A 14,649-nucleotide genomic window follows, 5' to 3' on the forward strand; every position below is an offset into this window, starting at 1 on the left:
AATAACATCATTAATTTGTCGCAATTTTATGCATAGCCACCTGCTGGGACGGTTTTTGACACAACTTTGCCGGATACTCAGAGGGTTAGAGGTTTCATAAAACAGACGCCTCCTTTATCATCCCACTACTTATTTTCAGGCAACTGCCAAGACGGATCTCATGTATCAACCAGTCGCGTTATTCATCGGTTTACGCTACATGCGTGGACGTGCCTCAGACCGCTTTGGTCGCTTCGTCTCCTGGCTCTCTACCATTGGTATTACGCTCGGCGTGCTAGCGTTGGTTACCGTACTATCGGTGATGAACGGTTTTGAGCGCGAGCTGGAAGGCAACATTCTTGGCCTGATGCCGCAGGCGCTGGTCACCAGCGAGAAAGGCAGTATCAATCCGCAACAGCTAACGGCACAGGATCTCAAGCTGCAAGGCGTAACGCGCCTGGCGCCGCTCACGACGGCGGATGTGGTATTGCAGAGCGCACGTAACGTCTCAGTGGGCGTGATGCTGGGTATCAATCCTGATGAACAGGATCCGTTGACGCCGTTCCTCGTCAACACTCAGCAAAGCGTGCTGCAACCCGGACAGTATAACGTCATCCTCGGTGAACAGCTGGCAGCGCAGCTTGGCGTGAAGCGTGGCGATCAGCTGCGTTTGATGGTGCCTTCCGTCAGCCAGTTTACGCCAGTCGGTCGCTTGCCGAGCCAGCGTATTTTCACCGTAGCGGGCACCTACGCGGCGAACAGCGAAGTCGACGGCTATCAGATTCTGGTCAATCAGCAGGATGCATCACGCATAATGCGCTATCCGCTTGGCAACGTCACCGGCTGGCGTTTGTGGCTGGATAAGCCGCTGAACGTCGATGCGCTAAGCCAGCAAAAGCTGCCAGAAGGTCTGACGTGGAAAGACTGGCGCGAGCGCAAAGGCGATCTATTCCAGGCGGTGCGCATGGAGAAAAACATGATGGGGCTGCTGCTGAGTCTGATCATTGCGGTGGCCGCCTTCAATATCATCACGTCTCTGGGCCTGCTGATCATGGAGAAGCAGGGCGAAGTGGCGATTTTACAAACGTTGGGCTTAACTCGCCGTCAGATTGTGGCGGTATTTATGGTGCAGGGCGCCAGCGCCGGAATTATCGGCGCGCTGCTCGGCACTGGGCTCGGCGTGCTGCTGGCCAGCCAGCTGAATAATTTGATGCCGGTGATCGGCCTGTTCCTGGATGGCGCGGCGCTGCCGGTCGACATCAACGTGTTGCAGGTGATCACCATTGCGCAGGTTTCCATGGCCGTTGCGCTGCTTTCTACCCTTTATCCGTCGTGGCGCGCTGCCGCCGTTCAACCCGCTGAGGCTTTACGTTATGAGTAATACTCCTTTGTTGCAGTGTCGTGACCTGTGCAAACGCTATCAGGAAGGCAGCGTGCAGACCGATGTGCTGCGCAATGTGGCTTTCAGCCTGCAGCCGGGTGAACTGACGGCGATTGTCGGCAGCTCAGGTTCGGGTAAAAGTACCTTGCTGCACCTGTTGGGCGGCCTGGATGCGCCCACCTCGGGCGATGTGATTTTCGATGGTAAATCGCTGAATGCGATGTCATCCGCCGCTAAGGCAGAGCTGCGCAACCGCGAGCTGGGCTTTATCTATCAGTTCCACCACTTGCTGCCGGACTTTAGCGCACTGGAGAACGTGGCGATGCCGCTGCTGATTGGCAAAATCGGCAAGGCAGAAGCAGAATCCCGCGCGCGTGAAATGCTGGCGGCGGTAGGGCTGGATAAACGTGCCGCACATCGGCCTTCTGAGCTATCGGGCGGTGAACGTCAGCGCGTGGCGATTGCCCGCGCGCTGGTGAACCGTCCGCGTTTGGTGATGGCTGATGAACCCACCGGTAACCTTGATGCACGCAACGCCGACGCTATCTTCGAACTGCTGGGCGAGTTGAACGTGAAGCAGGGCACCGCCTTCCTGGTGGTGACGCACGATCTGCAGCTGGCGAAACGCCTGAGCCGCCAAATGGAGATGCGCGACGGCGAGCTGAGCGACCAACTGACGCTGGGAGTGATCTGATGGGTTCATCCTTATCCCTGCTGCTCGGGCTGCGTTTTAGCCGCGGTCGGCGGCGTGGTGGCATGGTCTCGCTGATCTCCATCATCTCTACCATCGGCATTGCGCTGGGCGTGGCGGTGCTGATCATCGGCCTGAGCGCGATGAACGGTTTCGAGCGAGAGTTAAACAACCGCATTTTGGCGGTGGTGCCGCACGGCGAAATCGAACCGGTTAATCAGCCGTTCCGCAACTGGCAGCCGATGATTGCGCCCATTGAACAGGTCTCGGGCATTGCCGCTGCGGCGCCGTATATTAATTTTACCGGGCTGATTGAGAGCGGTGCGAAGCTGCAGGCGCTGCAGGTGAAAGGCGTCGATCCGCAGCAGGAGTCACGGCTGAGCGCCTTGCCGAGCTTTGTCGCCGGCGATGCGTGGTCACAGTTTGCGGCCGGTAAACAGCAAATCATTCTCGGTGGCGGTATTGCTAAATCGCTTAACGTCAAACAGGGCGATTGGATCACCATCATGATCCCCAATAACGATGGCGACAATAAGCTGCTGCAGCCGAAACGTATTCGCCTGCAGGTTAGCGGCGTGCTGCAGCTCAGCGGTATGCTGGATCACAGCCTGGCGCTGGTGCCGCTGGCCGATGCGCAGAAATATCTGGATATGGGCGACAGCGTCAGCGGTATCGCGCTGAAGATGAATGACCCGTTCCAGGCGCAAAAGCTGGTGCGCGACGCCGGTGAAGTGACGCATTCGTACGTCTATATCAAGAGCTGGATTGAGACTTACGGCTACATGTACCGTGACATCCAGATGATTCGCGCCATTATGTATTTAGCCATGGTGCTAGTGATTGGTGTGGCGTGCTTCAACATCGTCTCAACGCTGGTGATGGCGGTAAAAGATAAAAGCAGCGACATCGCCGTGCTGCGCACGCTGGGCGCTAAAGATGGCCTGATTCGCGCCATCTTTATCTGGTACGGTTTGCTGGCGGGTCTGCTTGGCAGCGTCAGCGGCGTAGTGGTTGGCGTGCTGGTGGCACTCAATCTCACACCGGTAATGCGCGCGTTTGAGCACATTACCGGGCATCAGCTGCTGGCGGGCGATATCTACTTTATCGATTTCCTGCCGTCCGAGCTGCACTGGATTGATGTGATTTCGGTATTGGGCACTGCGATAGTGCTGAGTTTGATTGCCAGCTGGTATCCGGCACGGCGCGCCAGCCGTATCGATCCGGCCCGCGTGCTCAGCGGCCAGTAACGTCATCGCGCAGCCGCTTTAGCGGCTGCGCACATTTTCAGCGTCTGCCGCATGCAGCCGTCATACGCAGCCGCTATTATCGGGCAGATTAGCCCGAAAAATACCCGAAGCGCGGCGATCAACGCCGCAGATTAAGGAGCTTTTATGCGCATACCGCGCCGCCGCCTACGACTCGCCCGCGACAAAAAAAACCGCCGCAAAGTGCATCAGCGCTTTCGCCAGCGCATCTTCGAGCGCGATCGCAAAGCTGAACTCGCCGCGCATCCGCAGCCGCGCGTGGTGGTGCTGACCGGCGCAGGGATTTCCGCTGAGTCCGGCATTCGTACCTTCCGTGCGGCTGATGGCCTGTGGGAAGAGCATCGCGTCGAGGATGTCGCCACGCCGGAGGGTTTTCAGCGCGACCCGGCGCTGGTGCAGGCATTCTATAATGCGCGCCGCCGCCAGCTGCAGCAGTCGGAAATTCAGCCGAATGCCGCACACAAAGCGCTGGCGGAGCTGGAACAGGTGCTGGGCGATAACTTCCTGCTGGTGACGCAGAATATCGACAATCTGCACGAGCGTGCGGGCAGCCAGCGCGTGCTGCATATGCATGGCGAACTGCTGAAAGTGCGCTGCGTGCACAGTGGACAGGTGCTCGACTGGACGGGAGATCTCACCCCGGACGATCGCTGCACCTGCTGCCAGTTCCCGGCGATGCTGCGTCCGCATGTGGTGTGGTTCGGTGAAATGCCGCTGGGGATGGAAGAGATTTATCAGGCGATTGAACGGGCAAACCTGTTTATCGCGATTGGCACCTCAGGCCACGTTTATCCCGCCGCCGGTTTTGTCCATGAGGCGAAGCTGCAGGGCGCGCACACCGTGGAGCTGAATCTGGAACCCAGCCAGGTCGGCAACGAGTTTGCTGAGAGTAAATATGGATTAGCCAGTGAAGTGGTCCCGGAGTTTGTGCACACGTTTTTGCGTGGGTTGTATAAGTAAGAGCTGTGCGCGCTTTCCCTCATCCCAACCTTCTCCCGCCAGCGGGAGAAGGAGCTAAAAACAGCCCTCTCCCGCTGAAGGCGTGAGCTATTTTAGATCCCTCTCCCGCTTGCGGGAGAGGGCAGGGTGAGGGGAATCACGCAGAGGACTAACGTCCCGCCTTCAATTTCTGAAACAACGTCTCATACTGCACGCTGGCATCACCCACATCGTTCTGCCACTCGCCGTTCTTGATCACCGCCTCAGAAGGATAGAGCGAAGGATCGTTCGCCACTTCCTGCGGCAGTAGCTTCTTCGCCGCCAGGTTTGGCGTTGGATAACCAATGGTTTCAGCCACCTGCGCTGCCACTTCCGGACGCAGCAGGAAGTTAATCAGTTTCAGCGCACCTGCGCGGTTTTTCGCATTGGCCGGAATCGCCAGATTATCCATCCAGAAAATGCCCCCTTCCTGCGGCCAGATAATCTGTAGCGGCGTGCCGGCCTGGCGCGCAACGTAGGCTGATCCGTTCCAGATCATGCCCACATTCACTTCGCCTTCCATAAACGGATTGCCCGGATTATCGGAGTTGAAGGCCAGTACGTTCGGCATCAGCTTTTTCAACTCTTCATAGGCGGCTTCGATCTGTTGAGGATCGCGTGTATTACCGGAGTAGCCCAACTTGCGTAGTGCCATCTGGAACACTTCACGTGCATCGTCGGTCAGCAGCAGGCTCTGCTTGTACTCCGGCTTCCACAAATCGCCCCAGCGCGTAATGCTTTTGGCATCGATCTCATCAGTATTCACACCAATTGCCGTCGCGCCCCAGATATAGGGGATTGAGTAATCATTGTTGGGATCGAACGGTTTGTTCAGCAGGTTAGGATCGAGATTCTTAAAGTTGCTGAGCTGAGATTTATCAATCTTCTGCAGCATCCCCTCATTACGCATTTTGGCGACGAAGTACGTCGAAGGCACTACCAAATCGTAGGCGCCATCTTTCCAGGTTTTCAGCTTGGCATACATGCTCTCATTGGATTCGTAGGTGGAGTAAATCACCTTGATGCCGGTCTCTTTAGTGAACTGCTCCAGCAGTCCCGGCGGAACGTATTCCGTCCAGTTATAGAAGTAGAGCGTTTTACTGTCATCTGCCTGCGCGCCCTGCATGCCCAGTGCCAGCGCCCCAGCCGCTAGCCAGTGAGACCACTTTTTCATGGATAATCCTCTATTTAGTTTTATCACGGAGCAACAGCTGACTGAGCGCCACCAACAGTAGCGACAGCAGCAGCAAAATTGTCGCCAGCGCGTTCACTTCCGGTGACACGCCAACTTTAACCATCGAATAGATTTTTAGCGGTAAGATTTCAAAACTCGGGCCGGTGACGAACGAGGAGACCACTACATCGTCCATCGACAGCGTAAAGCTGAGGAGCCAACCCGCCGCGACCGCAGGCAGCGCCAGCGGCAGCAAAATTTTGCGCAAGATAGTGACTTCGCTGGCGCCGAGATCTTTTGCCGCCTCCAGCATACGCACATCAAATCCTTTCAGGCGCGAATAGACAGTGATCACCACAAACGGTAGACAAAAGGTGATGTGTGAGAACAGCAGCGACCAGAAACCAAGCGAAATGCCCAACAGCATAAACAGCACCAGCAGGGAAATCGCCATCACGATATCGGGCGACATCATCACCACAAACAGCATGCCGCTGACGAACGGTTTACCGCGGAAGCGATAACGATAGAGTGCAACAGCGGTTAGCGAGCCAATGATGGTTGCGCAGCTGGCCGACAGCACGCCCATCAGTAAGGAGTGCTGTGCGGCCTGAATCAGGCTGTCGTTATTCATCAACAGGCGATACCACTGAGTGCTGAAGCCCTGCCAGTTGATGCCAAACCGTGAGCTGTTAAAGGAGTTGACGATCAGAATAATGATCGGGATGTAAAACCAGGCGTAAATCATGGCCATGAAGCCGCCGCGTAGCCAGCGCGCCATCATTGCAGATCCACCTTGCTGTTTAGCATACGTGCCGCGCGCCAGTAGGCCAGCAGCATTAAACCCATTAACAGCGTCATCACGATACTGGTGGCCGCGCCAAACGGCCAATCGCGGATGTTGAGGAACTGGCTTTTTATGACGTTACCAATCAACAGGTTTTTCGCGCCGCCCATTAAATCGGAGACGAAGAACAGCCCCATCGCCGGGATAAACACCAGCAGGCAACCGGCGACAATCCCCGGCATGGTGAGTGGCAAAATAATGCGCAGGAACGTTTTCAGCTTGTTGGCACCGAGGTCACGTGCGGCTTCGAGGCAGGATTTGTCCAGCTTCTCGAGGCTTGAATAGAGCGGCAGCACCATAAACGGCAGCAGGATGTAAATCAGCCCGAGGATGACCGCTTCTGAGGTGTACATAATGCGGAAGGGTTTATCGATCACGCCGATCCACAGTAAAAACTCATTCAGCCAGCCGCGTGTGCTGAGAAAAATCTTCAGGCCGTAAATGCGGATCAGCGAGTTGGTCCAGAACGGGACAATCAGCAGGAACAGCATTAGCGCACGCAGGCGTGCCGGCAATTTGGTCAGGCACCAGGCGAACGGATAACCGAGCAGCAGGCAGCACAGCGTGGCGATAAATGCCATGTTCAGCGAGTGCAATAACACATCGGCGTAGAGTGGATCGAGCAGGCGCGTGTAGTTATTGAGGGTAAAGGCCATGCTGACAAAATGCGCATCGTCGCGCGTCAGGAAGCTGGTGACGAAAATCATCAGGTTGGGCAACAGCACAAACAGCGTCAGCCAGCTGACGTTCAGGGCGACAATCACTTTCTGTAGACGATTACGCATCCGTTTCATACGGCAGCACCACCTCCCAGTTCGGCACCCAGCTGACGGCCATTTTCTGGTTCAGCGAATGGTCAAAATCGGGATCGTCTTCGTTGAAAAATTCGCTCACCGTGAGCAGCTTACCGTTCTCCAGCTCAACGGTGGATTCCAGCGTCATGCCTTTATAGTTGCGTTCACGCACGTAGCCAACCAGATTGTCGCTGCGGCTGTCGTGATCGATCTCCTCCACGCGCAGATCTTCCGGGCGCAGCAGGACATGCAGCCGATCGCCGAGCTTCACCGCAAAATCACAGTGGAGGTCACATTCCCGGCCTTCAACCCGCGCGCGGATACTGGGGGCATTATCGCTGTTGAGCACCTCGGCATCGAACACGTTAATCTCGCCGATAAAGCGCGCGACAAACAGGTTGGCCGGTTCTTCATAGATTTCGCGCGGCGTGCCGTCCTGTTCAATGCGGCCATCGCGCATCACCACGATACGATCTGACATGGTCAGCGCTTCTTCCTGATCGTGGGTAACGAAAACAAACGTGATGCCGAGCTTGCGCTGCAGCGCTTTCAGCTCATTTTGCATCTGACGACGCAACTTATAATCCAGCGCTGAGAGCGACTCGTCCAGCAGCAGCACTTTCGGGCGGTTGACCACCGCGCGCGCAATCGCCACGCGCTGCTGCTGCCCGCCTGAGAGCTGATGCGGACGGCGATCGGCAAAGCTCTCCAGCTGCACCATCGCCAGCGCATCGTTGACGCGTGTGGTGATCTCGGCCGCCGGGGTTTTCTGCATGCGCAGGCCAAAAGCCACGTTTTCAAACACCGACATGTGTGGAAACAGCGCATAGCTCTGAAACACGGTGTTGATATGGCGATGTTCAGCCGGCAAATCGGTGATGTCGTTATCATCAAGGATGATGCGACCGTGGTCGGCCTCTTCCAGCCCGGCTATCAGGCGCAAGATGGTGGTTTTTCCGCAGCCGGAGGGGCCGAGCAGCGTGATAAATTCGCCGTGACGGATGGTCAGGTCGAAGTCAGAGATGATGGTTTTGCCATCGAAAGCTTTACTGATGCCAGAAAGCGTAACCAGCGCGAGATCGCGTGTTTGCGTCATTTTAGTCACTCAGTCTGATGGTGAATCAGGTTACAGCATAGCCGCTGAAGACGACATGCCGTGATGAAGGGCGCGATAATACCGCAAAAATGCGTCAGCGCCATGTTTTGCCACGGATTTACCTTGAAAACGCTGAAAAATGCCGGAGTATGCGTATCGGATATGTCGAACAGGCGACAGTGTGCAAATTTTCAGCGCAAAAGACGTTGAGAGAGCTAACCTGAAGGATAATGATTTGACGCAACATGGTGGTCTTAAGCCGCCATGATAATGATGCAGGTTCTTTAGAGGGATGACAAATGGATCAATTACTTGAGCGTTTTCTCAGTTATGTGGCAGTAGAAACTCAGTCAAAACCTCAGGCGCGTCAGGTGCCCAGCAGTGAAGGGCAGTGGATCCTGGCACGTCAATTACAGGAAGAGCTGATTGCACTTGGATTTGTTGATGTTTCATTGAGTGACCACTGCTGCGTTATGGGCACGCTGCCGGCCAACGTCGACTGGGCTACCCCGGTGATCGGCTTTATTTCGCATATGGATACCTCACCGGATTTCACAGCCAAAAACGTTAATCCACAGATTATTGAAAACTATCGCGGTGGCGACATTGCTTTAGGCATCGGCGATGAAGTTCTGTCGCCGGTGATGTTCCCAATCCTGCATAAACTGGTGGGTCATACGCTGATCACCACCGACGGTAAAACCCTGCTTGGGGCGGATGACAAAGCCGGCATCGCCGAGATCATGACGGCGATGGCGCGCCTGGCGAACAGTGATATTCCGCACGGCGCGATCCGTGTGGCGTTTACCCCTGATGAAGAGATCGGCCGCGGTGCTTCGCACTTCGATGTTGAAGGTTTTGCCGCCGATTGGGCCTATACCGTTGACGGTAGCGATCTCGGAGAATTCGAGTTCGAGAACTTTAACGCGGCGACCGCGATGGTGAAAATCACCGGTAATAACGTGCATCCGGGCAGCGCTAAAAATGTGATGGTCAATGCGCTGGATCTGGCGATGCGTTTCCACGCGGAGCTACCGCCAAAGGAGAAGCCGCAATATACCGATGGCTACGAAGGCTTTTTCCATTTGCATACCATTAAAGGCACGGTTGAGCATGCCGAGTTGATGTATCTGATTCGTGATTTCGATGCGGATAGCTATGACAAACGCAAGCAGCTGCTGGAAGAGATCGGACAGCGCGTCAGCAAAGGGTTGCAAAGCGAGTGTTCGGTGAAAGTGGAAATTACCGACAGCTATCGCAATATGCGCGAGAAGGTTGAACCGCATCCGCATATCATTGAGTTAGCGCTCCAGGCAATGCGCGATTGCGGCATTGAACCAAACGTCAAACCGATTCGCGGCGGCACCGACGGCTCTGCACTGTCGTGGAAAGGTCTGCCATGCCCGAATCTGTTCACCGGCGGCTATAACTATCACGGCAAGCACGAGTTCGCTTCGCTTAATGTCATGGCGCAGTCGGTAGAAGTGATTGTGCGTTTGGCTGAGCTGGCGGGGCAGAAGAAAGGGTAGCAACAGGATGCGCATAAATGCGCATCCTATAACATTGTACGGTCGCCATTCATGGCGACCGTAACACCAACTTATTCGCCGAAGAACCAATATCCGCTATTCACCAGCGCAGCCAGCTGCGCCAGCATTGAGGGATCGTCCAGCGCATCGCCAAAATCTTCCAGCGTCAGCACATGATGATGTGCCAGTGCCGCCAGCACTTGCGGATGGGTGCAGCTGATCGATTCGCCGTTTACGAACACGGTATCGCCCAAGGTTAATACGCGCAGGCCACCAAGACGCGTCAGCGCGTCGCCCTGTTGCAACGCATCATAGATTTCATCCGGCTGATAAGGCGGTTCCGGCGGTGCGATATCCAGCTCGTGACGCGATTGGGAAATAAACTCGCCAAACCACTGGTTAAACTGCTCCGGCTGATTAATGACATCAATCATCACTTTGCGGATGCCTTCCAGCTCTGACGGCAAGATTTGCGATGGGCAATCACGCGATGGCACATCCGGATCGCTATAGCGATAGCTACCCAACTCGTTGGCCAGCATATGATCGGCAAAGCCGCTGATCAGCTCGCGACCATTTGGCGCGCGGAAGCCCACCGAATAGTTGATAGCATTTTCCAGCGAGTAGCCTTCATGTGGGAATCCAGGCGGAATATAGAGAATATCGCCGGGCTCCATCTCTTCATCAATGATGGCGTCAAACGGTTCAACCTGCAGCAGATCCGGGTGCGGACAGTGCTGTTTCAACGGCACTTTCTCACCTACGCGCCAGCGACGGCGACCGGTACCCTGAATAATAAACACGTCATACTGGTCGAAATGCGGGCCAACGCCGCCGCCGGGCACGGCAAAGGAGATCATCAGATCGTCAACGCGCCAGTCAGGCAAAAAACGGAACGGGCGCATCAGCGCGGCAGAAGGTTCATGCCAGTGGTTTACCGCCTGTACCAGCAGTGACCAATTGCTCTCACCAAGATGATCGTAGCTTTCAAACGGGCCATGACTGACTTGCCATTTGCCATTGTTATGGCTAACAAGGCGGCTATCCACCTCATTTTCCATCGCCAAACCGGCCAGCTCATCAGGAGAAATAGGATCTACGAAGTTTTTGAAACCCCGCTTGAGCACTACCGGGCGTTTCTGCCAGTAGCGCTGAATAAAATCGGGCCAGTTGATGTCGAGCTGATAGTCCATACGAGGATTCCGTTTGCGGCAAAGAATGAAGGCAAGTATAACAGTCTGCGTCCCTTTCTACTCGCGGTGATGCTCACCTTCCTGACGTTGAAAAATCACTTCCATGCGTGCGCCGCCGAGCGGGCTGGTGGTGGCAATCACCTGACCTGCATACTGTTCGAGGATATCGCGTACCACGGCTAAACCTAACCCCTGGCCGGGACGCAGGGTATCGGCGCGCTGACCGCGCACGAAAATCAGATCGCGTTTGCTTTCCGGAATGCCAGGGCCATCATCGTCGATAAACAGATGCAGCGCTTTATCAGTTTGGCGGGCGGTGACTTCAATAAATTCCAGGCAATATTTGCAGGCGTTATCCAGCACGTTGCCCAGTACTTCCATAAAATCGTTTTGATCGCCGATAAAGGTCAGCTCAGGTGAAATGTCCAGGGTGATCTCCACGCCTTTACGCTGATACACCTTATTCAACGCCGAACACAGGCTATCGAGCAATGCCGATACCGAATGCACATCGCGCTGCAACGGATTGTGGTCGGCCTGCATGCTGGCACGATGCAGGTAATAACCAATTTGCTGCGAGATACGGCTGATCTGTTCCAGCATCACCGGCTCGGCTTGTTCCACCGTCAGCTCTTTGCCGCTGCGTAACGAACGCAGCGTACTTTGCAGCACCGCTAACGGGGTTTTCAGGCTGTGCGTCACGTCCGAAAGCGTGGTGCGATAGCGCGTATAGCGCTGGCGTTCATTGGTCAGCAGCAGGTTGAGATTTCGCACCAGGCTCCGCAATTCCAGCGGCGGGTTATCATCAAGATTTTCGCGGTGGCCCGTTTCCAGCTCGCGCACCTGCGAGGTGAGATCGCCAATCGGCCGCAAACTCCAGTGCGCCGCCAGCCACAGCAGGGGAATGACCAACAGCAGATTGGCGGCCAGCACATAGCTAAACCACGACCACACCACATCGGAATGCTGCAGTTCCTGCGGGATTGAATCGACAACCACGATCGTCAGCGCGGGTAAATTGGTGGTGGCATCGTAGCGATTCACCGCCACCGAGTGCGTAAAGGTGTCGTTGCTGTCACTGTCCAGCGCGTGCAGTCGCTCTTTTGCTAGTGGGTTATTGCCCATCGCCGCCATGCTGGTGCTGTTGTTGGTATCGATTTCGTAAAAGTCAGGCTTAAGCAGCCACTCGCGGCGAATCTTTTTACGAATATCAGGCACATCGCGCTGTTGCCACAGCAACTTGCCATGCTCATCGTAAATAAACACCAGCGTAGGGAAGTTGAGCGTCATACGCTCAGGCTGGCCGATGGTGAGTTTATTGTCTTGCCACTGTGCCAGCGTGAAGAACAGATTGCTCTCGCCACGCATCACGCGATAGGTGTTTTTATCGAAGCTGACAACATAGCCCACCACCGCCACCATGCCGTAAGAGAGCGATAAAAACAGGACAATCGCGGCGGTTGCCAGCAGAAAGCGAGCACGCAGCGAGAAGGGGCGAAAGCGCTGGAACCACGTCATAAATTAGAGATCAAAGCGATAACCCTGGCCGCGCACGGTGTTAATCACTTCGGTCGGATAGAGGGAAAGAATTTTTTTACGCAGACGTCCCATCAATACATCAATGGTATGGCTTTCGCGCAGTTCGGCATCCGGATAAAGCTGCAGCATTAGGGAATCTTTACTTACCACTTTACCGGCATTGCGAATCAAGGTTTCAACGATGGTGTATTCAAACGCGGTCAGTTTGACCGGCTCATCCTGCACAGTCAGCTCGCGGCGTGATAAATCCACCTGGAATGGCGGCATGGAGATGATTTGTGAAGCATGTCCGCTGTTGCGACGCATCAGCGCCTGCAAGCGAGCAGCCACTTCTTCAATATGGAACGGCTTGGTGACATAGTCATCGGCACCGGCTTCCAGCGCTTCGACTTTCGCCTGCCAGCCTTCACGGGCGGTTAATACCAGAATAGGTTGGCGGACGGCATCGCTTCGCCAGCGACGAATCAACGACATGCCATCTTCGTCGGGTAAACCCAGATCGACCAGGGCGATATCAGGGATATGCTCTTGCAGGAAATAGTCAGCTTCTTTGGCATCTTCTGCGGCATCGACCTGATGGCCCATTTCACGCAGTTGCACGGCGAGATGATGGCGCAGCAGTGCGTTATCTTCCACAACCAGAACACGCATAGTATTTCCTTAGCTTCCGACTCAATAATGATGGAGAAAAGTATATGCGAAGCCAGCTAAACAAGAGATCAACGTTTGTTAATAGAGGCGTGCCCAGCATTGAACACGCCTGTTGTTGAGATTTACTGCAAATCATCAACCATCTGAATCGCACGGCCAAGGTAGTTGGCTGGCGTCATCTGCTTCAGACGCACTTTCTCCTCTTCCGGCAGCGCCAGGCTATCAATGAAGGCCTGCATACCGGCGGCATCAACGCGTTTACCGCGCGTCAGCTCTTTCAGCTTTTCGTACGGTTTTTCGATGCCGTAACGACGCATCACGGTTTGAATCGGCTCAGCCAGCACTTCCCAGTTGTGATCCAGCTCATCCAATAGACGATCGCGGTTCACTTCCAGTTTAGAGATGCCTTTCAGCGTAGCTTGATAGGCGATCAGTGCATAACCGATGCCAACGCCCAGGTTACGCAGCACGGTAGAATCGGTGAGGTCACGCTGCCAGCGGGAAACCGGCAGTTTGCTGGCCAGATGCTGCATCATCGCGTTGGCCAATCCGAGGTTGCCCTCGGAATTTTCGAAGTCAATCGGGTTCACTTTGTGCGGCATGGTTGATGAACCGATTTCACCAGCGATAGTTTTCTGCTTGAAGTGATTCAGCGCAACGTAGCCCCAGATATCACGATCAAAGTCGATGAGAATGGTGTTGAAACGCGCGATGCAATCGAACAGTTCTGCAATATAGTCGTGCGGTTCAATCTGCGTGGTGTACGGGTTCCACGTGATGCCCAGCGACGTGACAAACTGCTCGCTAAGCTGATGCCAATCAACTTCCGGATAGGCAGAGATATGAGCGTTATAGTTGCCGACGGCACCGTTGATTTTGCCCAGCACTTCAATTTTGCTCAGCTGACGCAGCTGGCGTTCCAGACGGTACGCCACGTTTGCCATCTCTTTACCCATGGTCGACGGTGTAGCCGGCTGGCCGTGGGTACGCGACAGCAGCGGAATGTCGCGATATTCGTGCGCCAGGCCTTTTACGGCATCGATGAGTTTATTCCAGAACGGCACAATCACATCGCGACGTGCCGTTTCCAGCATCAGCGCATGCGAGAGGTTATTAATATCTTCAGAAGTACAGGCGAAGTGGATGAATTCAGACACCGCATGCAGCGCGGGCACATCGGCCACTTTCTCTTTCAGGAAATACTCCACGGCTTTTACGTCGTGGTTGGTGGTGCGCTCGATGGTTTTGATGCGTGCGGCGTCTTCTTCGCTGAAATTGGCGACAATAGCATCAAGGAAAGCGTTTGCGTCGGCATCAAATGCAGGAACTTCCTTGATCTCTACAGTCGTGGCCAGTTTTTGTAACCAGCGAACCTCAACCTCAACGCGGAATTTCAGCAATCCAAACTCGCTGAAAATGGCGCGCAGTGGGCTGACTTTATCGCCGTAACGACCATCGACAGGTGAAACGGCGGTCAGAGAGGATAATTCCATCAGTGCAACTCCTGAATCGTTTAACAATGATGCCGGGGC

Annotated in this window: 13 protein-coding genes; 5 read left to right on the forward strand and 8 right to left on the reverse strand. The window is 55.0% G+C overall.

Annotation, left to right across the window (positions count from 1 at the left end):
- Positions 1-160 precede the first annotated feature (160 nt).
- From lolC to cobB, 4 genes are all read left to right on the forward strand, one after another.
- Positions 161-1,360, forward strand: a complete 1,200-nt coding sequence (gene lolC, locus ACIP6T_RS03690) for a lipoprotein-releasing ABC transporter permease subunit LolC (protein ID WP_400455413.1) — start codon at positions 161-163, stop codon at positions 1,358-1,360.
- Entirely contained in the window at positions 1,353-2,054 is a 702-nt protein-coding gene (gene lolD, locus ACIP6T_RS03695) for a lipoprotein-releasing ABC transporter ATP-binding protein LolD (protein WP_007885730.1), read from the forward strand. Before lolC ends, lolD begins: the two co-directional genes overlap by 8 nt.
- Positions 2,054-3,298, forward strand: a complete 1,245-nt coding sequence (lolE, locus tag ACIP6T_RS03700) for a lipoprotein-releasing ABC transporter permease subunit LolE (RefSeq protein ID WP_400455415.1) — start codon at positions 2,054-2,056, stop codon at positions 3,296-3,298. Before lolD ends, lolE begins: the two co-directional genes overlap by 1 nt.
- Positions 3,299-3,442: 144 nt before the next feature.
- Complete coding sequence (gene cobB / locus ACIP6T_RS03705; RefSeq protein ID WP_097094226.1) at positions 3,443-4,276, forward strand: Sir2 family NAD+-dependent deacetylase; 834 nt, start codon at positions 3,443-3,445, stop codon at positions 4,274-4,276.
- Positions 4,277-4,424: 148 nt separating this feature from the next.
- Here cobB and potD read toward each other — a convergent pair whose 3' ends face one another.
- Genes potD through potA form a run of 4 tightly spaced genes read right to left on the reverse strand, consistent with a single transcriptional unit; the run spans position 4,425 to position 8,205 of the window.
- A complete protein-coding gene (gene potD, locus ACIP6T_RS03710) occupies positions 4,425-5,468 on the reverse strand; it encodes a spermidine/putrescine ABC transporter substrate-binding protein PotD (RefSeq protein ID WP_400455418.1) in 1,044 nt (347 codons plus the stop codon).
- Between the two features lie 10 nt (positions 5,469-5,478).
- Positions 5,479-6,252, reverse strand: coding sequence for a spermidine/putrescine ABC transporter permease PotC (potC, locus tag ACIP6T_RS03715; protein ID WP_097094224.1), 774 nt, complete (start codon positions 6,250-6,252; stop codon positions 5,479-5,481).
- Entirely contained in the window at positions 6,249-7,109 is an 861-nt protein-coding gene (gene potB / locus ACIP6T_RS03720) for a spermidine/putrescine ABC transporter permease PotB (RefSeq protein ID WP_400455421.1), read from the reverse strand. The genes potC and potB overlap by 4 nt, the downstream gene beginning before the upstream one ends.
- Entirely contained in the window at positions 7,093-8,205 is a 1,113-nt protein-coding gene (gene potA / locus ACIP6T_RS03725; protein ID WP_400455423.1) for a spermidine/putrescine ABC transporter ATP-binding protein PotA, read from the reverse strand. The genes potB and potA overlap by 17 nt, the downstream gene beginning before the upstream one ends.
- 299 nt (positions 8,206-8,504) lie before the next feature.
- Between potA and pepT the strand changes: the two genes are divergently transcribed.
- Positions 8,505-9,734, forward strand: coding sequence for a peptidase T (pepT, locus tag ACIP6T_RS03730; protein WP_097094221.1), 1,230 nt, complete (start codon positions 8,505-8,507; stop codon positions 9,732-9,734).
- A 71-nt stretch (positions 9,735-9,805) separates the two neighbouring features.
- Here pepT and ACIP6T_RS03735 read toward each other — a convergent pair whose 3' ends face one another.
- The 4 genes from ACIP6T_RS03735 to purB all read right to left on the reverse strand — a co-directional run bounded on the left by ACIP6T_RS03735 (position 9,806) and on the right by purB (position 14,610).
- Complete coding sequence (locus tag ACIP6T_RS03735) at positions 9,806-10,927, reverse strand: JmjC domain-containing protein (protein WP_400455425.1); 1,122 nt, start codon at positions 10,925-10,927, stop codon at positions 9,806-9,808.
- Between the two features lie 57 nt (positions 10,928-10,984).
- Positions 10,985-12,445 (reverse strand): two-component system sensor histidine kinase PhoQ, encoded by a 1,461-nt coding sequence (phoQ, locus tag ACIP6T_RS03740; protein WP_097094219.1) that lies wholly within the window; start codon positions 12,443-12,445, stop codon positions 10,985-10,987.
- Positions 12,446-12,448: 3 nt separating this feature from the next.
- A complete protein-coding gene (gene phoP, locus ACIP6T_RS03745) occupies positions 12,449-13,117 on the reverse strand; it encodes a two-component system response regulator PhoP (protein ID WP_097094218.1) in 669 nt (222 codons plus the stop codon).
- A 122-nt stretch (positions 13,118-13,239) separates the two neighbouring features.
- The gene (gene purB / locus ACIP6T_RS03750) at positions 13,240-14,610 is read right to left on the reverse strand and encodes an adenylosuccinate lyase (RefSeq protein ID WP_400455428.1); all 1,371 of its coding nucleotides are present in this window, start codon (positions 14,608-14,610) and stop codon (positions 13,240-13,242) included.
- Positions 14,611-14,649 lie beyond the last annotated feature (39 nt).

The organism is Pantoea sp. NPDC088449 (genome assembly GCF_044753225.1).
Classification (GTDB): Bacteria; Pseudomonadota; Gammaproteobacteria; order Enterobacterales; family Enterobacteriaceae; genus Pantoea; species Pantoea floridensis.